A 21,745-nucleotide genomic window follows, 5' to 3' on the forward strand; every position below is an offset into this window, starting at 1 on the left:
GGCGCTCCCCACCAATGGACAGCCAGCAGCCACTGAACCAGCCGGAAAGCCACCCGGCAGGTCCTAACGTGGCCGCCCAGGCGTTCGTTATGGACATCGCCGATATCCGGACGAGCATGCTTCCAGAAGTTGGCGGGAAGGCCGCCAACCTGGGTGAGCTGGCCGGCGCAGGCCTACCTGTCCCGCGTGGGTTTTGCCTCACCACCCACGCGTACCGGCGGGCACTCGCCACTGTTGGCTTGGACGATGTCCTTCGGGATCTTGCTGAGGCAGGGTCCACTGATATTGGCCAACTGAACAGCCTCGCTGCCCATGCCCGGTCAGTGGTGCTCGACGCCGGTATTCCCGGCGATGTCGCGGAGGCGGTTCTCGCCGCATACCAGGATCTCGGTAACGGAGTCCCCGTTGCCGTCAGGTCGTCTGCAACCGCGGAGGACCTCCCCACAGCGAGTTTTGCGGGTCAACAGGACACCTTCCTCAACGTCGTGGGTGCAGAGGCGGTCCTGGAAGCTGTTAGCCGCTGCTGGGCCTCCCTCTGGACGGACCGGGCCGTCAGCTACAGGACCACCAACGACGTCGATCATTCATCGGTGGCCCTCGCGGTCGTTGTTCAGGAGATGGTTGACTCCGCTACCGCAGGTGTCATGTTCACGGCCAATCCGGTCACCGGGAAACGCCGCGAGGCTGTGATCGACGCGTCCCCCGGTTTGGGAGAGGCTGTCGTGTCAGGGGCAGTGAACCCGGACCAGTACGTGGTGGACGTCAACCGTCGGACCATTGTGAAACGAACCGTGGGTGACAGGCTCGTGGAGATCCGGCCGCTGCCCGGTGGCGGCACGGAACGCATCGAACGGGCCGCGTCGGAGCAGTCCGGAGGGGCTGTGCTGCGGGCATGCCTGGCCGATCACCAGATCCTGGACCTTGCCGGGTTGGGTCGCCGTGTGGAGGAGCATTACGGAGCGCCCCAGGACACGGAGTGGGCCATCGATGGCGCGGGCAAACTCTGGCTGACCCAGTCCCGCCCCATCACCACGCTGTATCCGCAGACGACCCGGAAACCTCCGCGGCCCGGCGAACACGCGTTCTTGAATTTCAGCCTCGCCCAGGGGCTCACCCGGCCATTGACGCCGATGGGCTTGGCGGGCATCCGGTTGGTGGCCTCCTGCGTAGCCACAACAGCCTCCTTCGAGGTGCCGGATCCTCGCTCAGGCCCACCGGCATACTACGAGGCGGGGCAGCGCATCTTCTTCGATCTCACGGCGGTGCTGCGGAGCCGAATTGGCCGCGCCATCGTTCCCCGGGTATTCGATGTCATGGAAGCCCGCTCCGCAATGCTGATGCGGGAGCTTTTCGAAGACCCAAGATTCACGGTCACTATCAAGACACCACTGAAGCTGATCCGACACGTAGGACCCGTCGCCGCCAAGTACCGCGTCCCTGAGTCATTTCTCCGCAGCTTGCTTGCTCCTGCCTCAGCCATGAAACGTGTGGATCGGCTCAATGAGGAACTGCGCCGTTCCTTTTCCGTACCCGAGGATGCCACTCCTCACCAACGGATCGCGCATGTCCAAAGAATTTTGGGAGAGAAAGTCTTTTCCACGGTGCCCACCGTGTTGCCACTTCCAGTGCTCGGCTTTGCAATGCTGGCCTTGGTGCGGCGACTCCTGGGGGCTCAAGCTCCGAACAGCGAACTTCAGGCAGTCATCCGCGGCCTCGCCAACAACGTGACCACGGAGATGGACCTGGCCCTCTGGCGCCTTGCCTCGGACATCCGGCATGACCCTGACGCCACTACTTTCATGCTGGGCCGCACGGCAGCGGAGTTGGCCGTCCACTACCGGGAGGCCACCCTTCCGCCTGTCGCCCAGTCAGGACTGAAGGGGTTCCTCCTCGACTACGGGCACAGGGCAGTGGCTGAAATCGACCTTGGCATGCCGCGATGGTCGGACGATCCAACCCATATCCTCGGAGTCGTGGCCAATTACCTCCGCCTGGAACCCGGAGCGGACACTCCGGATCAGCAGTTCGAAAAAGCGGCCAGGGAGGCCGATGATCAGGTCGCGCGCTTGGTGGCACGAGCCAGGGCAAAGAGCCCGCTGCACGCAGCCATAGTGCGCACCGCGCTGGACCGGACAAGGAGGCTTGCGGGGCTCCGGGAGTTACCCAAGTACAACCTGGTCCTGGGACTGGCGGCGGCGCGGGAGCAGTTGCTCCTGGTCGGCAGTGGCCTGGCGGCCTCCCAGCGGATCGAGCACGCTGAAGACATCTTTTTCCTTGACCTCGACGACGCCGAGGTCGCTTTGGCCGGGGGAGACCTTCGTGAGGTCGTGGCAGTGCGGCGTGCGGTATATGAGCGTGAGCTGCGTCGGCGGCATATCCCGCGACTGCTCTTGTCCGATGGCACTGAGCCCGAAGCCACTGCGCCCCGAGGCCGTTCGGCGGGGCCGGGCACCCTGTCCGGCAGTCCGGCGTCGGCTGGCCTCGTCACGGCGCGGGCCAGAGTCATCATGGACCCCGTAGGCGCACACCTCGAACCCGGCGAAATCCTCGTGGCCCCTTCCACCGACCCGGGTTGGACTCCTCTGTTCCTCACCGCAGGAGGGCTCGTCATGGAAATGGGCGGGCCAAACTCCCATGGCGCCGTGGTCGCCCGCGAGTACGGCATCCCGGCAGTTGTGGGTGTTCCCGATGCCACTGCCAGGATCACTTCAGGCCAGCAGCTGACGGTCGACGGCGCCGCGGGGACGGTGACCATGGAGGACGCAACCGGCGGAGCGGATTAGGCGTGCTGGTGTGACTCGTGTTCGGAGTGGCTGACGGGCTCCAACTGGAACGTGCAGTGTTCGGTGTCGAAATGACGGCCCAGGCACGATCCCAACTGGTCCAGGATGAGGTCCGCACCCCTGGCGTTGAGCACCTCGTCTTCCACTACGACGTGGGCTGAGAACACAGGGACCCCGGAGGTGATGGTCCAGATGTGGATGTCGTGGGCTTCCACCACACCGTCTACGGCAATGATGTGCTCACGGATCATGTTCACATCCACGCCCTTGGGGGTTGCCTCAAGCAGCACGTCCACCACATCACGGAGCAGGTGCCATGCACGGGGAATGATCATCAAGGCGATCAGCACGGAGGCAATGGGGTCGGCCGCGGCGTACCCCGTGGTCATGATCACGATGGCCGCGACGATCACCGCGATGGATCCAAGAAGGTCGCCCAGGACCTCAAGGTAGGCCCCGCGGACGTTCAGGCTTTCCTTTTGGGCGCCTTGCAGGATGAGGAGCGAGACGAGGTTGGCGACGGCGCCCAAAATGGCTGCCCACAGCATGACGTCCGTGTGGATCTCGGTAGTTTCGCCGAACCGCCGGATGGCCTCAATCATGATCACCACGGCGATGACAATGAGGATCAGTGCGTTGGCCAGAGCGGCAAGTACCTCAGCGCGCTGGTACCCGTAAGTCCGCTGGTCGCTGGCCGGGCGGGTGGCAATCCACGCAGCCATGAGCGCAATGAAGACGCCTGCGGCGTCGGAAAGCATATGTCCGGCGTCGGCCAGCAGTGCCAGCGAGCCGGAGACGACGGCGCCAATCACCTGGATGCCCACCACGCCAAGCGTGATGGCCAGGACGGCAATGAGCCGTTTCCGATGCTTGCCGGTTGCGGTGACTCCGTGGGAGTGGTTGTGGTCGTGCCCCATGCCTATAAGGCTAGCCCCAGCCGAGCTCATGAAGGCGGTCGTCGTCTATTCCGAAGTGATGCGCGATCTCGTGGACTACCGTGATGGCCACTTCGTCGATGACTTCCTCGCGAGTAGCGCAGATGTCCAAAATGGGCTGGCGGAAGATAGTAATCCGGTCCGGCAGGGAGCCGGCTTCCCACCAGGAGTCGCGCTCTGTGAGAGGGACGCCCTCGTAAAGTCCCAACAAAACGGTCCCCGGATCTTCGCCGGGCTGTGGGGTGTAGTCGTCCTCGATGAAGATGGCCACGTTATCCATGGCGCTCGCCGCTTTGGGCGGAATGAGTTGAAGTGCGTCGCTGACGGCTTCTTCGAAATCCTCAGGAGACATCCTAAAGGGGGCCCCGGCGGGGACGGCACCAACGGCGCCACTCTCAGCGGGACTGTGTACGGGAGTCCGCGCCGGCAGCTTGGAGGAAGGAAGGTCGCCGTCCGGAACGATGGGCAGGCCGGGAGGAAGGTTCGCGGGCATGATTCGACTTTAGTCCGCGGAGACAGCATTGGCGCTGGCCATCATGCGGGATACTGATTTCAATCCTTCTTCCATAGACTCAGGAACCGCATGACTGCCACCTCTTCCCTCGCGCCCGAACCCCTCGACGTCGTTGTGGTGGGTGAGGCATTGATCGACATCGTGCAGTCCGCCGACGGGGTGGCCGAATACCCCGGAGGTTCGCCGGCCAACGTCGCTTACGGCCTGGGCCGACTGGACGTCAAAGCGGGCCTCCTCACCGCCATCGGCCGTGACGAACGGGGCGACGCCATTGCAGCGCACCTGCAGAGTGCCGGCGTCGTGCTGTTGCCCGGGTCCAAATCGTTGCAGGAGACGGCGACGGCGACCGCGCGGATCGCTGCCGACGGTTCGGCAACATACACGTTCGATATCGATTGGGCACTGGCTCCCCTTGCCCTCCCGTACGCGCCGCGGATCCTGCACACCGGTTCCATTGCCACGTTCCTGGAGCCCGGCGCCGGAGTTGTCCGGAGCTTGCTGGAGCAGGCACGGGGCGGCTGCATGGTCACCTACGATCCCAACATCCGCCCCGATCTCCTCGGTAGCCATCGGGAGGCATTGTCCCTGTTCGAGGAGATCGTGCCGTTGACGAGCGTCGTCCGGATGAGCGGCTCGGACGCCCGCTGGCTCTACCCGGACAAATCCCTGGAGGACGCCGCAAGCCACCTCCTCGCGCTCGGCACAGGCTTGGCGGTCATCACCCGGGGCGCGCAGGGCTCCTTGATGGCCACCCGGCACATTCAGCTCAGTGTTCCCGCGATTCCGTCGACCGTCGCCGACACCATCGGGGCCGGAGATTCTTACATGTCGGCGCTGATCATGGGCCTTTTGCTACGGGGGAGCGACGGTCTGGCGCCTACCGTGTTGGAACGCATCGGCAGCATTGCGTCAATGGCAGCGTCCATCACGGTTGGCCGCCCGGGCGCCAATCCGCCAACACACCGCGAGCTTCTGGCCGGGATGGCCCGCTAACGGCTTCTGCGGCGGGTCAGTCCGACCCCGGCCAAGCACACCACACCGCCGATGAGTCCCCAGATGGTGGGCACTTCCTGGAGAACGGCCCACGAAATCAGGATGGTGGTGCCCGGAACCAGGTACGTTGTGGCGGCCAGCTTCCCAGCCGAGATCAGGGATAGCGCGTAAGCCCAGGTGGTGAACGCGATGGCGGTGGGGAAGATGCCCAGATAGACCAGGCCGAGGGTGGCGGGCAGCGGTGCCGCCTGCACCTCCGAGATCAGCTGTCCCGTCCATGGCAGGCAGCAAACGGCACCCACCATGATGCCGAACCAGGTTGCCTGGCCAGCCGAGAATTTCCGCAGTACGGGCTTCTGCAGGATCGCGCTCACCGAGGCGAGCACGGCGGCAAGCAAGCACAACAGCACGCCGGCGACGTCCGCCGTCGAACGCTGTCCGGAACCCAGGGCGATCATCGCTACCCCGCAGAATGCCACCCCGCTGCCGATCAGCAGCCACCTCGGGAAGCCTTCTTTGAGGAAGATGCCTGCGAGGATCGCGATCAGGATGGGTGAAACGTTGATCAGCATGGCGCTGGTCCCGGCGTCGAGCATGTGCTCCGCGGCGTTCAGCGCAACGTTGTACCCGCCGAACCACATCACCCCGTATGCCAGGATCGGCAGCCACTCGCGGCCGCTCGGCCAGACCTTCAGGGTGGGCAGCACAACAATTCCAAGCACGACGGCGGCAACCGCCAAACGTCCGAGCGTCAAGGATCCGGGGGAGAAGCTCGGGCCGACGGCGCGTATGCCCACAAACGCTGAAGCCCAAAGGACCACTGTGACTATGACGGCGACGATGCCGAGTTTGCTGATGGCCGCGGCCGGCGCGGGGGTGGTGCGCGGGGGCAGGTCCGGGGACGGCTGGCCGGGTTCGGCCGGGGTGGTGGTTGTCATAGTGCCAATCTAGCCGCGGAGGCCCTCGGAGGGCTGGCGGTTTTCGGACGCGTCAGGGCAAGATCCTGCCAATCTTCGTGAGCCCTTCCAGCGGGGCCCTTGGGGCCTGCAGAGCTCGATTTGGGAATATCGCCATCTATGCTCTAAAGTTTTAGAGTCCAGTTCGGACGAGCGAGACACGGAAAGAACGCGTAAAGCGTTGTTTTTTGTTGCAAAATCCGAATTGAGTTCAGGCCCCCATCGTCTAGCGGCCTAGGACACCGCCCTTTCACGGCGGCGGCACGGGTTCGAATCCCGTTGGGGGTACGCAAGGCAAGTGGTAAATCGGATGAAAAAAGTCTGGTAAGCTAGAAGCCTTGAAAAAAACGCGGTAGAGATATTGCAAACGCAAGGCCCTGTAGCGCAGTTGGTTAGCGCGCCGCCCTGTCACGGCGGAGGTCGCGGGTTCAAGTCCCGTCAGGGTCGCTCTGAGCGCCGAAGAAATTCGGTTCTCAAGGTGACATGTCACCTAGGCTCTGTAGCTCAGTTGGTAGAGCGTTCGACTGAAAATCGAAAGGTCACCGGATCGACGCCGGTCGGAGCCACCACTGGGAAGCATCAGTTCTTCGGAACTGGTGCTTTTCTTCTTTAACGCACCGTGACCTGGCCGGCGTGGGCGACCAGCTCGCGAAAATGATGGGAATCTGGGGCTCCGAGGACCCAAATGCGTTTCTGGACTGGGCCCCGCCCGACGGCCAATCATCAGGCAGGGTGCGAGCCGAACCGGTGGGCCAGCGAATATTGGGGCGCACAAAAGAGGTGAATGTCACAGGTCCGGTATGGGATCCCCTATCGAACGCAGGAGGGTGCGGTGGGCCCACGGGCTTACGGCCACCTGTTAGGGAGCCGTACTACCGTCGCAGCAGATCCAGCACGAGTGGGAGGTTGTGTACTCCGTCTTCTGCGAGGAAGTGACCGGCGCCGGGCTGTATGTGCAGCTCGGCCTTGAGTCTTTCTGCAAGCACATCGGATGCCGCCGTTGGCACGAAAGCGTCGGCGTCCGACCGGACCATTGCCCGTACGCCAATATTCTTAGCGATGCGCTCCGCGTCGACATCTGTACTGAGGTACTTGTCCAACACCGGCAGGGACTTCAGTGCCCCGTGAAACCGGAGACGAGGACAAGCCCGCCGAGCTGCCACGGCCCGGTCAGCGCTGCAAGGGCGCGAAGCACCGTTATGCCTCCCAAGGAGTGGGCTACGATCCATGTTCCGGCGTCGGGTACGCCGATCGCCTTCAACACTGTGTCCGTCCAAGCTGCCGCGTTGGGAACATCAGGAGCAGGGAGAGCGACCACGGTCGCCTCAACGCCGGCGGTATCGAGTGAGTCAAGGAGCCAGGGAAACCAGTGTGCATCCGGTGCGGCAGCGTATCCGTGGACAATGAGGACGCGTCGAAGGGAATGAGTCGTTAATGGCGACGTTGTTATGTTCATAGCATGGGACCTTAAGGGCTCACGTCGGCGTGAAGGTCAAACACGGTCAGTGGAAGGATCGCAGATTTGTTTATTGGGGAGCTGTCCGAGCGTACGGGAGTCAGTCGGCGTGCACTTCGCTACTACGAGGAGCAGGGCCTACTCGTCCCGAAGCGGGCCAGCAATGGATACCGTGTCTACGCTGATGACGCTCCCCTCATCGTCGACCAAATACAGGGCCTGTTCGCCGTAGGCCTGGACTCGGACGCGGTTCGCCAGTACCTTCCATGCGCCCGCGGAAGCGCACCACAGCTTGAGATGTGCGCCGAACTGCGTTCACACCTCGCACGGCGAGCCACCGAATTGGAAGCCCAAGCTGAAATACTGACCCGGCAGCGCCAGAAAATGTTGGCCCACCTCGCATAGGGATCCCGTCGAAATAGCGGAGTAATCTTTGCCCGTCGCCGATCCCGGGCAGACGCAACTGCGGTGTGACAGGATTCAACTTCGGGGAGGATCAAGGAAGGCTCACTCACTGCGAATGTGGGCAGGGATGGCTGTCTTCATGAAGTCCAGGAAGACCCAGAACTTCTTCGTGTTCAGGCTGACCTCGTCAGCCTTTTCCAAATTTCCTCTCCGGTTGTGTAAGAAATGACGGTTCCCGGGACACTAAAGAGTTGACTGATCAAATCGCACTAGCCCGGGGGAACAGAACTAGATGTTGGCTACCAGAGAGCTGGAACTGATCGCTCTTCACGCTGAACACTTCAGCCGCATCTACCAGTACATCGCGTACCGGATCAACGACCGTGAACGGGCTGAGGAACTCGCCAACGACGTGTTCCGGATTGTCTGGGAGAAACAACCACCCGAGCCCCCCGGAATCGGATGGCTGATCGCCACAGCCAGGAACGTCCTGGGCAATGAGTACAAGGGCCGACGCCGCCGCGAACAACTTATGGAACGACTCGCGGAAGAAGCCCGCACCCAGGAAGCCACTACGCACGATGATGGCCAGCAAGGAAGCGTCGCCGTAACCCTGTCCCGCCTCAGGGACCGGGACCGGGAAATCCTGATGCTGTCCTATTGGGACGATCTCACCACTGCCGAACTGGCCGAAAGCCTTGGATGTACATCATCCGCAGCGGCCGTCCGGCTCCACCGGGCCCGCAAAGCTTTCGCGAAAGCCGCACCACAACACCTCATGACAGAACGGGAAGTCTAGCCATGGACCGCATCGAACAACTCATGAAAAACGCCAAACCCCAGCTCCCAGATCCGGGAACAACCCCGGGCGTCCTGCCGGGCCAGTCCCATGCCTACTCCGATGACCCCAACCTCATTTCCCTCACAGATGGCGCATCCATCCACTTCCACCGAGTACCGGCCAAACGTCACTGGGGGCGTATCGCCGGCGCCGGGCTTGCCGCAGCGGCCGTCGCCGCCACCGTCCTGGTCGGCGCCAACCTGGCGTCGCAACCGGACAACACCGCTGCGTTCCCCACAGGAGAAGCAGTCATCCCGGCGGCGACGTCGACCGCTTCTGGAAAATCTTCCCTGGAAGGGAGCACAATTACCGACTCCTTTGGCAACGTCGCCTACTACACCACAGTCGCCGGTGACACGACAACGGCAGTAGCTACACACCTGCGCATCAACGAGAAAAAACTTGCTGAATTCAACGGGATTCAGCCCGGCAGCGAATTGGCACCCAAAACGACGCTTCGACTCTTCCCCGCTCCGGGTCCAACCATCGGAGCAACGGGGACGGCCACCGTGGACGCGAACGGCATCCCCACCAGCTACACGATCGAGCCCGGTGACACCCTTGCCGGGATCACTTACCGGTTTGGGATCACCGAAGAACAACTGGCAGAGGCGAACAAGGTCGCCTTCACGTACGAAAAGGGCAATGTCTACTTCGTCCGGGCCGGGAACCACATCCAGCTCCAGAAAAACCCGGTGGATAGCAGATCCGGCCAAGGAACAAGCATCAACAATTCCTTCGGCCAGACCATTTACTACACCACTGTCGACGGTGACTCATTCGACAGCCTCGGCTACAAATTCCGGTGCACCACCGACCAACTGCTGAGGTGGAACACGACACTCACGGCAGATCGACCCATCCCCGCAGGGACTAAGGTCCGACTCATGCCCGGCGAAGCCACGATCGAGGGCGCGCATGGCACGTTCACCACCGACGCCGAAGGCATCCCCCTGACCTACACCACCGCCCAAGGGGACATTGAGCGGCAGATCGCTTTCCGTTTCGGAATTCCGGAGATCGCGGATCTGTCATCGGCGAACCGCCCGCTCGCCGGCACCGACCGTGTCTGGTACGCCTTCTCAGACCTACCCTCCGGGGAGGTAGCCCCGGGCCAGATCATCAGCCTCAACCTGACCAAACCCATCCACGGATGACGCACACTGCGGAGCGCGACCTGGAAGGCCTCCCCCTCAAGCATCGCGAACTGCCATCCTGATCAGGCCGGTCCTCGTGCTGCGTACGTGCCCATTTTTCGCCCGTAGGGCCACCTCCTAACGTTTGGTGCGCACCGGCTACCTCCGTTGTGCCGAAAACCACGCCGACCGTATCTATTGACGCCCCCGATTCCCCATGACACGATGATGACCACATCTTGATACCGGTATCAACTTGTTTCAACTCTCTCAGATCGTCATAGTGAAAGGACCATCCGTGCTTGGCTTTAAAGAAGAGGAATTCCTCACGCAGACCCGCAGCGCACTGGCACTGCAGGGACATATCGAAACGGTGGTTGACTCCATCCAGCAGCGCGGGATGACCAACCTGTTCCTCATCGGCGCCGGCGGGACCTATGCCGCGATGCTGCCGTACGAGCACTTCATCCGGTCCCGCTCCACCTTGCCCGTCCGTGCGTCCATCGGCAAAGAGCTGATGCTGACCCAGGATCCCACGTTCGGCCCTGGCTCCGTGGCTGTCTTCGCCTCCGTTTCGGGTACGACGGAAGACGTCATTGAGGCCATCGAGTTTGCCAAGGCCAAGGGCGCATACACCATTGGGTTCACTGGATTCGGTGACAGCCCGTTCGCCAAAGCCTTGGATGTCGTCTTGGTGACCGAACCTAAAACCTGGCCGTTCGATATCCCAATGATTCTCTTGAGCACCTGCCTTCTCGCCGCCCGGGGCGAATTTGAAGGGTACGAAGAACTGGCTGCAGAACTCCGTACCGTCCCCGAAAGCTTGGTCAATGTCGCCCGCCAAGCAGAATCGGTGGCTGAAGCGTTCGCGGAGAAGAACAAGGACGCTGACTACCATTTCCTGGTCGGCACCGGGAACCTGTGGGGCCTCACCTACCTGTATTCGATGTGCATTCTGGAAGAAATGCAGTGGCTCCGGACCACCCGCGTGCACGGTGCGGAGTTCTTCCACGGTTCCCTTGAGCTCATCGAGGAAGACACTAGCCTCATGTTGCTCCTGGGCGAGGACGAAACCCGCCCCCTGATGGATCGGGTGGCCAAATTCGCCGAAAACTACAGCAAGAACACCACCCTGTTGGACAGCAAGGACTACGAACTCCCGGGGATTAGTCCTCGATTCCGTGCACTCCTTGCCCCGCTGATCCTGGACACGGTACTTGACCGTTTCAGCAAGCACCTCGAGCGCGTACGCAACCACTCCCTGGATCTGCGCCGCTACTACCGGGTGGTCGAATACTGACCAGCGCAACGCCCGCAAAGGCATAAGGCCGCGCTGCGGGCCCGGGGCTGTCCGGGCCCGCAGATTCGAGACAGGAAGAGCATGAAAGTAATCGGTTTCGGGGACAACATTGTGGACCGTTTTCTCGACCGTAAAGTGATGTACCCCGGGGGTAATTGCGTCAACGTTGCGGTCTTTGCCCGCCGATTGGGGGTTGAATCCGCCTACCTCGGCGTCTTTGGCTCGGATCCGCTGGGCACTTTTGTCCGCGAGGCCATTGATGCGGAGGGTGTTGACACCAGCCGGTGCATCACCCGCGACGGCCTCAACGGGGTCACCGAGATCAAGGTGGTGGACGGTGACCGCATCTTCCTGGGCTGGAACCAAGGAGGCGTCACCACGAGCGATCCCTTCGTGCTGGAGGATGAACACCTCCGATACCTGGCCTCCGCCCAACTGGTGCATTCGAGCGTCTACTCCGCCTCCGAGAGCCAGTTACCTGCCTTGCGAAGCGCCGGGACACTGGTCAGTTTCGACTATTCGTCCGAGCTGGAACGTAGAACGGACGCTTATTTGGCGCAGACGGCGCCCTACGTGGACCTGGCACTTTTGTCGTGCGGAAACATGACCGTTGCCGCCGTCGAAAATGACCTGAAACGCGTCCACGCAGCGGGCGTTTCGCTTGCGGTGGGGACTCGCGGCCAGTCGGGCGCAATGATGTACGACGGCGAACGCTTCCTTACGCAGGCGGCGGCACCCACCGATCCGCTGCGGTTTGCGGACACTATGGGTTGCGGTGATGCCTTCCTGGCGGGACTCGTGGTCAGTCTGCTGAGTTCCGGTTGGAGTCGATTGTTTCGGCCGCCGGTTGAGGACTGCCGGAAGGCCTTGGTCCGAGGGGCCGAGTCCGCCGCGACGCAGTGCTATGTGGAGGGAGCCTTCGGTTACGGCCGGGCAGTCGAGGTAGCGGCCGGGCACTCGAAGTAGCTACTAGGATCTGTTGCAGAGATAAATCCACGGACGGAGCCGCATACGCGGATTCCACAGCTGAAAGGGGCCGGATGGCGACGGATCATCAGAACCACCCGGCTGCCCCGACCATAACCGAGGTGGCAGCAGCCGCCGGCGTAGGCCGGGCGACTGTAGCCCGGACCCTGGGCAACTATGGATCGGTCAGTGAAGCCACGCGGGCCAAGGTGATGCGCGCGGCCGAGAAATTGGGCTACCAGCCAAATACGTTGGCTCGAAGCATGACCACCGGGGTCACCAAAACCCTCGGAATTGTGCTGGCAGATGTGGCCAACCCGTTCTTCTCGGGCGTGCTCAAAGGTATTTCGGAAACCGCCAAAACGGCCGGCTACGATGCCATCATCCTGAGCACTGACGAGAAGCTTGAGCTGGAGCGTGACGCGATCGCCGTCTTGCTGGCAAAGCAAGTGGATGGCCTCATTGTGGCCTCAGCTGCGGGACGAAGTGATGACGTTTCCCATCTGTCCAGTGCTATTGATCGAGGAACCCCTGTAGTTCTTATCGACCGTCTGGTGGACAAACTGGAGACAGACTCGGTGGTGATCGATAACCGGGAAGCCGCGAGGTCTGCTGTTGCATCGCTCATCCACAATGGTCATCGGCGCATAGCATTCGCGTGGGGGCCAGTGACCCTGAGCCCGGCGACGGATTTGAAACAGATGCACAGCATCCTGGACGAAGCGCTTTGGAGTGACGGCGAGCGGTTGAGGGGTTACCTCGATGCGCTCGAAGAGGCTGGGATTCCTTTTGACACTGCACTCATCACCCATGTTCTCAAGAACGAGGGCCAGGCGACGCGGGCGGTCAGCGGGATGCTCGCCCTTGCGGACCCACCCACTGCCATCTTCACCACCGAGACTGAGGCAACGGTGGGGGCACTTCATTCCTTGCGTGCCAAAAATCTGCGCTTGCCGAAGGACGTCTCCCTGATCGGGTTCGACGACAGCCCTTGGGCGGCCGTCATGGAACCACCGCTGACCATGATCCAGCAACCCATGCGCCAAATGGGGGTGGTCGCTTGCCAGCAGCTTATCGCGCGGATCGACGGCGACACCTCTGACTCGAGGAAGCACGCCCTGCCTTCGATGCTGGTCGCACGCTCGTCGGACGGCCCTGTACGGGCTGCTGGCAGCGAATAGAAAATTCCCTGCCCTAATTTTCCTTGCTCTCTTCCCCGACGCAGCAAATCGTGATTCACTGTGGTACCGGTATCACATGTTTCACCCCAACGTTTCAATCAGGAGTTACCTTTCAGCCCGTCACTGTGAAGCCACCCAACGGCGGGCATAACTTCCCACTCCGATACAGGAGTCCCGGCTGATCGGCCCTTCGACCGAAAGAAGAACTGATGCGTAAAAGCACCCAATCACTGATGGCATTGCTGGCCGGCGCCGCTTTGGCGCTTACCGGATGTGCCGGCGGCGGCAGCCAACCGGCTGCTGTCCTGGATCCCAATGCAGAGCCGCAATACACAGGAACCCTCAGCATCCTCACCAAGTTTGGCGGCGACCCCTTGGAGCCCTACTTTGAGGACCTGGCCGCAGAGTACAAAAAGCTGCACCCGGAAGTGTCCTTCGATCTCATCCAGGAGACGGACCAGAGCATCAAGGACAAGACCAAAACGCTGACTGCCTCCCAAGCAATGCCGGACATCTACTTCACCTGGGCCGGCAGCTGGGCCAACAACTTCATTGACGGCGGGCTCGCAGCAGATCTGACCCCCGTCATTGCCCCCGGCACTGAGTGGGGAAACAACTTCGGGGAATCCGCGCTGAAAGCGTTTGCCAAAGACGGAAAATACTTTGCCGTTCCGCTCTACAACAACGGCAAGTTCATGGGTTACAACCAGCGGATCTTCAAGGAACTCAACCTGACACCGCCCACCACCTTCGACGAACTCATTTCGTCCTGTTCAGTGTTAAAGGAAGCCGGCTACGAGCCGATCTCCTTTGGCAACAAGGACGGCTGGCCCGGCCTGCACTACCTGCAGCAGCTCTTCGCTTACGAGGTGCCCGCCGATGCGCTGCAAGCAGACTTCAGCCCAGAAACTGCCAAACTCGAGGACACGGGTTACCTCAAGGCCATGGGCCAATTCACCACCCTGGTCAATAAGTGCACCGGCAGTGGCAAGGATTCAAACGGCGTTCTCTACACCACGGCACAGCAGGCCCTGGCTGAGGGGAAGTCCGGTATGTACTACCAGGAGATCCTTGAATTCGACTCCACTGCCTCCGCCGATTCAAAGCTCAAGCAAGATGGATTGGGCATTTTCAAGCTTCCGGCGGCGGCCGACGCCAAGGGAGACCCGCAGGCCATTGAAGGTTCTCCCGAGGGTTACATCATCAATGCGCACTCCAAGAACGCCGCACTGGCAGCTGACTTCATGAAATTCGCTACCAACAGCCAGAACGCTGCCAAACTCTCGGCCCCGCCGTACGGTCAGCCCAGCGCGGTCAAAGGTGCGGTTTCCACTGCGAACTCCTCCGGACCTGTGATCGAGGGCATCAAGCAGGTGAACGAAGCATCCGCGGCCATCACGTGGCTGGACTCCGTTACTGTTCCTGCAGTTGCTGACGCCTGGTTGGCCGGCGGGGAAGCCCTGGTGGCCGGAACGCAGACTGCGGACCAGGTTCTTGTTTCTGTCCGGGCTGCTTCCAGTGCAGCAAAGTAGCAGGCAGCGCCATGACTGTTTCCGATACTGCCTGGAAATCCACGGCTCCGCCTCCGGCACCTCTTTCCACTAAGTCGCCGAAAAGCAGGACACGCAAGCCTGTCCGGGCGCATGGCTGGCGCAACGTTGTGTGGGTACTGCCGGCGGTTCTGCTGCTGGGTTTGTTCGCCTACTTGCCCCTGGTGCAGAACCTTGGGTTCAGCTTCCTCAAATGGGATATCTACAGCGGCCGGCAAACCTTTGTAGGCGCGGACAACTACGTCCGCATGTTCAATGACCCCATCTTCTGGAAGTCACTCCTTAACAACACGCTGTACGCGGTCATCTCCATTGCATTCCAGGTATTCGGGGCGATGATCCTCGCAGCGATGATTGAGGGACTGCGAAGCCAACGGTGGAGGGGAATCCTCCGCGCCGTCTACTTTGTACCGTCCGCCATCTCCCTGACAGTCGCCGGTCTCTTGTTCTACTTCATCTATGAACCCGAGATGGGCATCCTCAACGCGGCCTTGGATTTCCTGGGCCTGGGAAATTTCACGCAAGCATGGCTGGGACAGGAGAACACGGCGATCTTTGCCATCATCGCCATGAGCCAGTGGCAGGGTTTTGGATACTGCACGCTTCTCTTCTCGGTGGCGCTCCAGCGGATCCCCTCCGAACTATATGAAGCTGCATCGATCGACGGCGTGGGCCCCTTCCAGCGTTTCCTTTCGATTTCCTTGCCTCTCGTCAGGGAAATGACCGGCCTCATGATGATCGTCACGGTGTCCGGAGCCTTCCAAGTGTTCAACGAGGTCATGGTGATGACCAGCGGAGGGCCCAACAACTCCAGCCAGGTCCTTGGCACGTGGCTTTACAGGAGCGGATTCGTCCGCAACGACTTCGGTTATGCGGCCGCCGTCGCCACGGCCGTCTTCATCATCACTCTGGTCCTGGCCGTTATTCAGCTGCGTATCTCCAAGAAAAGGAGGGTCCAATGGTGACGCGCTCAGCCCTGCTGCTGGTACTCGGCCGGGTCCTCATCAAAGCGTTCTTGGTTGGTCTCGCCGTCGTGGTTGTTTATCCCTTGGTCTGGATGCTGCTCAACGGTGTGAAATCCAACGCCGAACTGTTTTCCAATCCTTTCGCCCTGCCGGTCGCATGGAAATGGGACAACTACATCACTGCATGGAATCGAGGGGTGGGCGACTACCTCACAACCAGCGTCTTGGTTACCGTTGCCTCCACCATCGCGACAGTATTTATCAGCGCCTGGGCTGCCTATGGGTTGACCAGGGTCAGCATCCCCTTCAACAGGGTGGTGCTCGTTCTGATTCTTGGCGGCCTGATGCTCGCTCCCACGGTTGCCCTCATCCCGCTGGTCAAGATGTTCCAAAGCCTGGGGCTTTACAACAATCTGTGGGCACTGCTCATCTTGTACACGGCATTCCGGGTTCCCTTCACCACGTTCCTTATCCGGGCGTACATGATGGACTTGCCCGCAGAGGTGGACGAAGCAGCATCCGTGGACGGAGCGTCGAAGGCCCGGGCGTTTTGGCAGGTCATCTTGCCCATGTGCAAGCCGATCATAGTATCGACTGTTCTCCTGAACATCTTGTTTACGTGGAACGAATACCTGTTCGCCATGGTGTTCACCAGCGGGGGAGCGCTGCAAACTCTGCCCGTGGGACTGACGAATCTGATGTCCAAGCACGGCACGGACTATCCCGTAGTCTTCGCGGGCATGGCTATCGCGGCAATTCCGGTGATTGTGCTCTTCTTTGCCGGACAGCGGTACTTCATCCGTGGACTCGCCGACGGAGTGGGTAAGTAGTTATGGGCGTGATGGGTTTGGAGGGTGTACTGGGCTTGGACCAGGTAAGCGGATTGAACTTCGCCTACCAGCATCACACTCTTGAGCGTTGCCTCGATGACATGGCCGAGCTGGGAAGGACGAACGTGGAGCTTTGGGGCGTCGCTCCGCACCTTCACATTCCCCACGTTGATTCAGCACATCTGAAGAAGGTCAGAAGTCAGCTATTGGTGCGGGGGCTCACTGTCGTCTGCCTGACCCCTGAACAGGTTGCGTATCCCGTCAATATCGCCTCCGGGGAGGACTGGCTCAAAGGTCAAAGCTTGCAGTTGTTCTTGCGGGCGACGGAAGTGTGCAGCGAGTTGGAGGCTCCGCTGTTGTTCCTGACTGCGGGACGAGGATATGAGGACGAGCCACCTGAGGTCGCTTGGGCACGTTCCGTCGAAGCCCTCCAAACAATCACCCAGCGCGCTGCCGAACTTGGTGTGGGATGCGTTCTTGAGCCTCTTCAACGTGTTGAGTCGAACCTCGTCACTGATGTCAGGTCGCTCCGGTCAATGCTCGACGACGTCGGGTCCCCAACTTTGGGGGTGGTGATTGACACTGTTGTCATGACAGCGGCCGGGGAAGACGTCAGTGACTACGCGCGGACCTTTGGCGAGGACATCCGGCACGTTCATTTGGTTGATGGTGCTCCCACAGGACACCTGGCTTGGGGCGATGGATTTCTGGACCTCGATAAGATCCTGCGGGACCTCAGTCGGCTGAACTACAGCGGAGTAATGACGTTTGAACTCTTTGGCGACGGCTCCTACGCTTTGGAGCCCCGCCTTGCAGTAGCCCGGTGCCTGGAAGCTGTTAAAGCCGGCCTGGCCATGATTTCCACCTAGCCGGTCTTGGCGTCGGGGCAGCCCCAGGATTTGGGGTTTTGCTCGCAGGTGTCGGCGACGAGTGCTTTTTCGGTTTTCCAGACGTGGATGGTTTTGGGTGGTGTGGTGAGGTCGAGGGTTCCGTTGATGGGTAGTGGTGGGCCGTTGTTGACGGAGTAGGTTCCGGCGAAGCTGGTGGTGAGGGTGGCTGGGTAGTTCCCGGTTTGGGTGTAGGTGTGGCTGTTGCGGGTCTCGGTGGTGAGCCATTGGGTTTGGGGGATGGGGTACCCGGCGGTGGGTGTGGGTCCGAGTTTGGTGCCGTCGCCGTAGGTGTAGGTGTAGTTTGCCGGGGTGGCGGTGAGGTGGACGGCTTGGCCGAGGATGGTGAGGTCGAAGGTTTGTTGGCCTGGTGTGGTGTAGAAGTTGGTGGGTCCGCCTTTGAGGGTGTTGGGGAAGGGTTGGGCTTCGAGGGTTCCGGGGTTGACGGGTAGTTGGCGGAAGTCGTTGAGGATCCGGGCTGCGATGTTGGCCAGGACGTCCTCGGGTTTGGTGTCGTAGAGGCAGGTTGGTCCGCTGACAGGAACCCAATCGGTCCATCCCGGGTTGGTGATGGCTTTAGGCGCCTCCTTCCAGATCACCGGTATACCTTCTTCACCTCCTGGAGACTTGGGCGGGCAGTTCAGGGCATCGCACCCCGGGTCCTTGGTGTCAGGTCCGTCGGCGCGGCAGTGAGTGTCGGCCATGTACTGGTTCGGATCCTCGGCCGAGTCTGGGTTTGGTGTTGACCCACCAATGCCTGAAATTAGCTGCCCAGTTACTGGGTCGATGCGGAACGTGCTGGTGAGGTCGAGCGCGCCTTGTTCATTGTTATAGCCTGCCCATTGGTTTGAATCCGCGGCAGAGGCCCCAGCGGGTACCAGGGCTAAGGCGCATACGGTCGAAAGGGTCGCAAGTGTCACGAGTATGCCCTGACTACTACCTGATAAGGCCAAGGTCCGTCACCTTCCACCCCGCGGGTTCATAAGTGGCAAAAAGAGCGAATGCCGAGTTCGATGCCGCTTCCGCAGGGCGACCTATTGATCCATCCTCGTTGAAGTAATCGATCTCTTCTTGAACGATCTGTACTTTGGCCTGCTGCACAGGCACGCCTTCTTTCCACAACAACTCGACGGCGGGGACCGATATTTTTCCACCGACGGACCAACGTCCGTTGATATGGCTATCGTGGATGCCATCTTCGATGCGCTTGCATGTTCTGCATTTTGGGTCACTCATTTCGGACCAAGCTGCTTGGTCTCCCGATTCCATCGCATAGTTTTGCTGCGCGTACCAGTACCCGATAAACGCCTCCAGCCCGGCCTCCGAGTTCTCCTTCGCCAATTCAGGCATCACGGGCACGGGTACGTTCTGGGCCTTGCCGTTCGCGTCGGCCGGTTTGTACGCGCCCGAAGCTGAGGGGGTAGCCGATGCGGTGGCCGCCGACGCGCTCGAGGCGGGTGTCGCCGTCGTCGTGCTTGTTGTGGAGGGTGGGCTGCCCGGCGTGGAGCAGCCCGATAAAAGCCACACCACACTCAGAACCACCGCCGCAACACAGGCGCGTACAGACGATATTGCGGCGATCGGACGGCATGGCATGACAGGCTCCCCAGCAGCTGTTGTGGCGATGTGTCGGCCAGTCTAGGTGGAGCGATCGGGCGCTACCCAGTCAAATATTGGCGCTTGTGGATAACCCGACCCCGGGCCCACAGCATGGCTCTTGGCCCTTGTGGCCAAAGCGTCGGAGCTAGACGCTAGGGTGGTAGTCAAGAGAAGGGGAGTGCTTCATGGAAGAACAGAACGTGCAGCTTGAGCCCGTGCCTGGTGGCGAGATCGTCGGGACCGGACGCACCATCATCTCCGAGGCTGCGGTAGCCAAGGTAGCCGGGATCGCTGCCCGGACGGTTCCTGGCGTCTACTCCTTGGGTTCGGGCCCGTCCCGTGCGCTGGGCGCGATCCGCGACGCCGTGGGCAGTTCAGACCATGCAGCCGGTGTTCGGGCCGAGGTCGGCGAGACCCAGGTGGCCGTGGACATCAATCTGGTGGCCCTCTATGGCCATCCCCTTCACGGCGTCGCCAACCAGGTCAGGGCCGCAGTCTTCAGGGCGGTCGAGGAACTGGTGGGACTGCAGGTTATCGAAGTCAATATCGAAATCACGGACGTCTATATCGCCCCGCCTGTGAAGGCCCCCGGCGGCAAAACAGTTGTAGTGGAAAGGGATGCGCTCCAATGAGTATGACCGTGGTGGGAATCGCGATCGGCGCCTTCGTGGCTTTCATGTCCCTGTCGTTCGGGTTGTGGGGCTTCCTCATATCGCTGCTTTTCATGGGCATCGGCGCGCTGCTGGGACGCGCGGCTGACGGCAAGCTGGACCTGCGCAGCGTGCTGGACGCCATTACGGGCCGGCGCTCTTCGTCATGAGCGTGGCTGAGGCTGTGGAATCCACCACCAGCCTGGCCGGCCACAACCGGATCAGTACCCAGGCTTTGACATCGTTGGCACGCGCCGCGGCCGCCGAGGCGCTCGGCGTTGAGGCTGGTGACATCCGGGCCGATTGGGCGGACGACGACGGCCTGCTGGCTTTGTCGATCGTGGCACCTATAAGCATTCCGGCCTTAACCGAGGTCCTTCGTGATCCCAGGCGGGTCCAGGGCTTCGGAGGGTCGATCTGGGACCGGTCCGTTGCGGCCAAGGCAACAATTCTGGAGATTGTCACCCGGCTCAGTGGCTCCCAGCTAAGCAGGGTGGACATCAGGATCAGTGGAGCCCAGGTCACGGAGGGAGGGCGCGTTCAATGACGCAGGATCAGGAAACACAGAATTTGAACGCAGTGGATTCCGGAGCCAGGCCGGTTGCCGGGGAAGACCCGGAGATGGCCCGCATCCTGCGCCGTGAAACGCACTCATCCCGCGCCGGAGCAGCCACCATCGCGGCAGTGCTGGTCATTGTCCTATGCGTCTACGCTCTGCTCGAATCCGGTGTCCGTGCCGTTGGACAGCCTCCGTGGTTGATCGATCCGAGCACGGCGGCGGAACGCGTCATCGCCCTTCCGGCAGGCATCTCGCCGTTGCTGCTGGGCGCAAGTGGTGCTGTGATTGCCATGGTCGGGTTGTTTTTCCTCCTCCACGCCGTCCTGCCGGGCCGTCGGGCCCGCCATCTGCTTCGCGACCCCCGCACCGCCGTCGTCGTCGATGACGAGGTCCTGGCCTCGGCGCTGGCCCGCAGGGCCCGGACTGCCGCGAATGTCACGCAGGAACAGGTCATGGTGGTGGTGTCGCGGCAATTGGTCGTGGTCAACGTGAGGCCTACTTCGGGGAGCCGCGTGAGCGAAGAGGCTGTGCGGTCCGCAGTCCAGGCTGAACTTGAGGAAATGTCGCCTGTACCGATGCCTTCGGTGCGGGTCAATCTGGCGTCGTCGGGGGTGATCGGGGCATGAACGGAACACCGAGAGCCCTCAACCGCGTGCTGCTGTTCATTATTGGAGTGAAACTCCTTGCTGTCGGGCTCCTCCTCCTGCTGCTGGCCACAGTTCCGGCCGTAGCCACATGGTGGCATGGCTGGTCCGCCGCTGCGTGGGCGCGGACAGAAGAGCTCTTCCGGGACACCCGCTTTCCGGGGCGGGAAGAGAGCTGGCTGTGGATCGTGGCTGGCCTTGTCCTGGTGGCCATCATTGTCGCGATGATTGCCTGGGTGTCCCAGCAAGGCAAAGGCCGGGCCAACTTCCTGGTGTCCAGTGACGACGACAGCGACGTCGACGGCCAAGTTCGGATTGGCGGCGGCGTTGCCGAGCAGGCGCTGCGGGCCGCTCTTTCCGAGAGGACGGACCTCGCCAGCGCGTCAGTGGCAACCCTTGAGGTGAAGGGAAAGCCGGGGCTCCGCATCCGCATCCAACCCAGGCAAGGAGTAGCACCCCACATCCTTGCCGCCGAAGTGTCCCAACTGGTTGAAGCCCTGGACCTGGTGATCGGGCAGAAAACCCCGGTGCTGGTTCATATGGTTTCGGGCGCCCGGTCCCGGTTCACCCGCGCCGAACGGGTTCGCTGATGTTG

Annotated in this window: 25 protein-coding genes and 3 tRNA genes; 20 read left to right on the forward strand and 8 right to left on the reverse strand. The window is 61.5% G+C overall.

Annotation, left to right across the window (positions count from 1 at the left end; genetic code table 11):
* Positions 1-14 precede the first annotated feature (14 nt).
* The gene (locus AC5RU9_RS09545; RefSeq protein WP_494016243.1) at positions 15-2,783 is read left to right on the forward strand and encodes a PEP/pyruvate-binding domain-containing protein; all 2,769 of its coding nucleotides are present in this window, start codon (positions 15-17) and stop codon (positions 2,781-2,783) included.
* Here AC5RU9_RS09545 and AC5RU9_RS09550 read toward each other — a convergent pair.
* Both AC5RU9_RS09550 and AC5RU9_RS09555 read right to left on the reverse strand, forming a co-directional pair.
* Positions 2,780-3,700, reverse strand: coding sequence for a cation diffusion facilitator family transporter (locus AC5RU9_RS09550; protein ID WP_309996579.1), 921 nt, complete (start codon positions 3,698-3,700; stop codon positions 2,780-2,782). The two genes, AC5RU9_RS09545 and AC5RU9_RS09550, sit on opposite strands and share 4 nt — an antisense overlap.
* Before the next feature lie 10 nt (positions 3,701-3,710).
* Positions 3,711-4,211, reverse strand: coding sequence for a metallopeptidase family protein (locus AC5RU9_RS09555; protein WP_494016244.1), 501 nt, complete (start codon positions 4,209-4,211; stop codon positions 3,711-3,713).
* 90 nt (positions 4,212-4,301) lie between these two features.
* Between AC5RU9_RS09555 and AC5RU9_RS09560 the strand changes: the two genes are divergently transcribed.
* Complete coding sequence (locus AC5RU9_RS09560) at positions 4,302-5,225, forward strand: carbohydrate kinase family protein (RefSeq protein WP_494016245.1); 924 nt, start codon at positions 4,302-4,304, stop codon at positions 5,223-5,225.
* On the opposite strand, the gene AC5RU9_RS09565 is transcribed toward AC5RU9_RS09560, so the two are convergent.
* Positions 5,222-6,163 carry a DMT family transporter gene (locus tag AC5RU9_RS09565; RefSeq protein WP_494016246.1) on the reverse strand — a complete coding sequence of 314 codons (942 nt, stop codon included), beginning with the start codon at positions 6,161-6,163 and terminating at the stop codon, positions 5,222-5,224. The genes AC5RU9_RS09560 and AC5RU9_RS09565 overlap by 4 nt on opposite strands.
* A gap of 233 nt (positions 6,164-6,396) precedes the next feature.
* Here AC5RU9_RS09565 and AC5RU9_RS09570 point away from each other — a divergent pair.
* From AC5RU9_RS09570 to AC5RU9_RS09580, 3 genes are all read left to right on the forward strand, one after another.
* Positions 6,397-6,469 (forward strand) — tRNA-Glu (locus AC5RU9_RS09570).
* Between the two features lie 85 nt (positions 6,470-6,554).
* Positions 6,555-6,628: transfer RNA gene (locus AC5RU9_RS09575), tRNA-Asp, on the forward strand.
* Positions 6,629-6,674: 46 nt separating this feature from the next.
* Positions 6,675-6,750, forward strand: a tRNA-Phe gene (locus AC5RU9_RS09580).
* Between the two features lie 303 nt (positions 6,751-7,053).
* Here the strand turns inward: AC5RU9_RS09580 and AC5RU9_RS09585 are convergent.
* Together AC5RU9_RS09585 and AC5RU9_RS09590 are read right to left on the reverse strand one after the other, a co-directional pair.
* Positions 7,054-7,284, reverse strand: a complete 231-nt coding sequence (locus AC5RU9_RS09585; RefSeq protein WP_494016247.1) for an alpha/beta hydrolase — start codon at positions 7,282-7,284, stop codon at positions 7,054-7,056.
* A gap of 11 nt (positions 7,285-7,295) precedes the next feature.
* Positions 7,296-7,637: an RBBP9/YdeN family alpha/beta hydrolase gene (locus AC5RU9_RS09590; protein ID WP_494016248.1), complete on the reverse strand. Its 342-nt coding sequence runs from the start codon at positions 7,635-7,637 to the stop codon at positions 7,296-7,298.
* A 66-nt stretch (positions 7,638-7,703) separates the two neighbouring features.
* Between AC5RU9_RS09590 and AC5RU9_RS09595 the strand changes: the two genes are divergently transcribed.
* The 10 genes from AC5RU9_RS09595 to AC5RU9_RS09640 all read left to right on the forward strand — a co-directional run bounded on the left by AC5RU9_RS09595 (position 7,704) and on the right by AC5RU9_RS09640 (position 17,680).
* Positions 7,704-8,042 carry a MerR family transcriptional regulator gene (locus AC5RU9_RS09595; protein WP_494016249.1) on the forward strand — a complete coding sequence of 113 codons (339 nt, stop codon included), beginning with the start codon at positions 7,704-7,706 and terminating at the stop codon, positions 8,040-8,042.
* Between the two features lie 292 nt (positions 8,043-8,334).
* Positions 8,335-8,841, forward strand: coding sequence for an RNA polymerase sigma factor (locus tag AC5RU9_RS09600; RefSeq protein ID WP_494016250.1), 507 nt, complete (start codon positions 8,335-8,337; stop codon positions 8,839-8,841).
* A gap of 2 nt (positions 8,842-8,843) precedes the next feature.
* On the forward strand, positions 8,844-10,040 hold the full coding sequence (locus AC5RU9_RS09605) for a LysM peptidoglycan-binding domain-containing protein (RefSeq protein ID WP_494016251.1): 1,197 nt from the start codon (positions 8,844-8,846) through the stop codon (positions 10,038-10,040).
* 277 nt (positions 10,041-10,317) lie between these two features.
* The gene (locus AC5RU9_RS09610) at positions 10,318-11,319 is read left to right on the forward strand and encodes an SIS domain-containing protein (RefSeq protein ID WP_494016252.1); all 1,002 of its coding nucleotides are present in this window, start codon (positions 10,318-10,320) and stop codon (positions 11,317-11,319) included.
* 81 nt (positions 11,320-11,400) lie between these two features.
* Positions 11,401-12,285 carry a PfkB family carbohydrate kinase gene (locus tag AC5RU9_RS09615; protein ID WP_494016253.1) on the forward strand — a complete coding sequence of 295 codons (885 nt, stop codon included), beginning with the start codon at positions 11,401-11,403 and terminating at the stop codon, positions 12,283-12,285.
* 74 nt (positions 12,286-12,359) lie between these two features.
* On the forward strand, positions 12,360-13,466 hold the full coding sequence (locus AC5RU9_RS09620) for a LacI family DNA-binding transcriptional regulator (RefSeq protein ID WP_494016254.1): 1,107 nt from the start codon (positions 12,360-12,362) through the stop codon (positions 13,464-13,466).
* A 209-nt stretch (positions 13,467-13,675) separates the two neighbouring features.
* Positions 13,676-14,998 carry an ABC transporter substrate-binding protein gene (locus AC5RU9_RS09625; protein WP_494016255.1) on the forward strand — a complete coding sequence of 441 codons (1,323 nt, stop codon included), beginning with the start codon at positions 13,676-13,678 and terminating at the stop codon, positions 14,996-14,998.
* Positions 14,999-15,009: 11 nt separating this feature from the next.
* A complete protein-coding gene (locus tag AC5RU9_RS09630; RefSeq protein WP_494016256.1) occupies positions 15,010-15,981 on the forward strand; it encodes a carbohydrate ABC transporter permease in 972 nt (323 codons plus the stop codon).
* Positions 15,975-16,811, forward strand: coding sequence for a carbohydrate ABC transporter permease (locus tag AC5RU9_RS09635; RefSeq protein WP_494016257.1), 837 nt, complete (start codon positions 15,975-15,977; stop codon positions 16,809-16,811). The genes AC5RU9_RS09630 and AC5RU9_RS09635 overlap by 7 nt, the downstream gene beginning before the upstream one ends.
* Before the next feature lie 11 nt (positions 16,812-16,822).
* Entirely contained in the window at positions 16,823-17,680 is an 858-nt protein-coding gene (locus AC5RU9_RS09640; RefSeq protein WP_494016627.1) for a sugar phosphate isomerase/epimerase family protein, read from the forward strand.
* Here the strand turns inward: AC5RU9_RS09640 and AC5RU9_RS09645 are convergent.
* The 3 genes from AC5RU9_RS09645 to AC5RU9_RS09655 all read right to left on the reverse strand — a co-directional run bounded on the left by AC5RU9_RS09645 (position 17,677) and on the right by AC5RU9_RS09655 (position 19,223).
* A complete protein-coding gene (locus tag AC5RU9_RS09645) occupies positions 17,677-18,402 on the reverse strand; it encodes a hypothetical protein (protein ID WP_494016258.1) in 726 nt (241 codons plus the stop codon). The genes AC5RU9_RS09640 and AC5RU9_RS09645 overlap by 4 nt on opposite strands.
* Before the next feature lie 232 nt (positions 18,403-18,634).
* A complete protein-coding gene (locus tag AC5RU9_RS09650) occupies positions 18,635-19,048 on the reverse strand; it encodes a DUF6318 family protein (RefSeq protein ID WP_494016628.1) in 414 nt (137 codons plus the stop codon).
* The gene (locus AC5RU9_RS09655) at positions 19,041-19,223 is read right to left on the reverse strand and encodes a hypothetical protein (protein WP_494016259.1); all 183 of its coding nucleotides are present in this window, start codon (positions 19,221-19,223) and stop codon (positions 19,041-19,043) included. Before AC5RU9_RS09655 ends, AC5RU9_RS09650 begins: the two co-directional genes overlap by 8 nt.
* A gap of 259 nt (positions 19,224-19,482) precedes the next feature.
* Here AC5RU9_RS09655 and AC5RU9_RS09660 point away from each other — a divergent pair, with 259 nt between their 5' ends.
* Genes AC5RU9_RS09660 through AC5RU9_RS09680 form a run of 5 tightly spaced genes read left to right on the forward strand, consistent with a single transcriptional unit; the run spans position 19,483 to position 21,740 of the window.
* Positions 19,483-19,929 (forward strand): Asp23/Gls24 family envelope stress response protein, encoded by a 447-nt coding sequence (locus tag AC5RU9_RS09660; protein WP_211713886.1) that lies wholly within the window; start codon positions 19,483-19,485, stop codon positions 19,927-19,929.
* Complete coding sequence (locus AC5RU9_RS09665) at positions 19,926-20,117, forward strand: DUF2273 domain-containing protein (RefSeq protein ID WP_089593421.1); 192 nt, start codon at positions 19,926-19,928, stop codon at positions 20,115-20,117. Before AC5RU9_RS09660 ends, AC5RU9_RS09665 begins: the two co-directional genes overlap by 4 nt.
* Complete coding sequence (locus AC5RU9_RS09670; RefSeq protein ID WP_494016260.1) at positions 20,114-20,494, forward strand: hypothetical protein; 381 nt, start codon at positions 20,114-20,116, stop codon at positions 20,492-20,494. Before AC5RU9_RS09665 ends, AC5RU9_RS09670 begins: the two co-directional genes overlap by 4 nt.
* The gene (locus tag AC5RU9_RS09675; RefSeq protein WP_494016261.1) at positions 20,491-21,132 is read left to right on the forward strand and encodes a DUF6286 domain-containing protein; all 642 of its coding nucleotides are present in this window, start codon (positions 20,491-20,493) and stop codon (positions 21,130-21,132) included. The genes AC5RU9_RS09670 and AC5RU9_RS09675 overlap by 4 nt, the downstream gene beginning before the upstream one ends.
* Positions 21,129-21,740 carry a hypothetical protein gene (locus tag AC5RU9_RS09680; RefSeq protein WP_211713883.1) on the forward strand — a complete coding sequence of 204 codons (612 nt, stop codon included), beginning with the start codon at positions 21,129-21,131 and terminating at the stop codon, positions 21,738-21,740. Before AC5RU9_RS09675 ends, AC5RU9_RS09680 begins: the two co-directional genes overlap by 4 nt.
* The last annotated feature ends 5 nt before the right edge of the window (positions 21,741-21,745 follow it).

It is taken from the genome of Arthrobacter sp. B0316-5-4, from assembly GCF_059090325.1.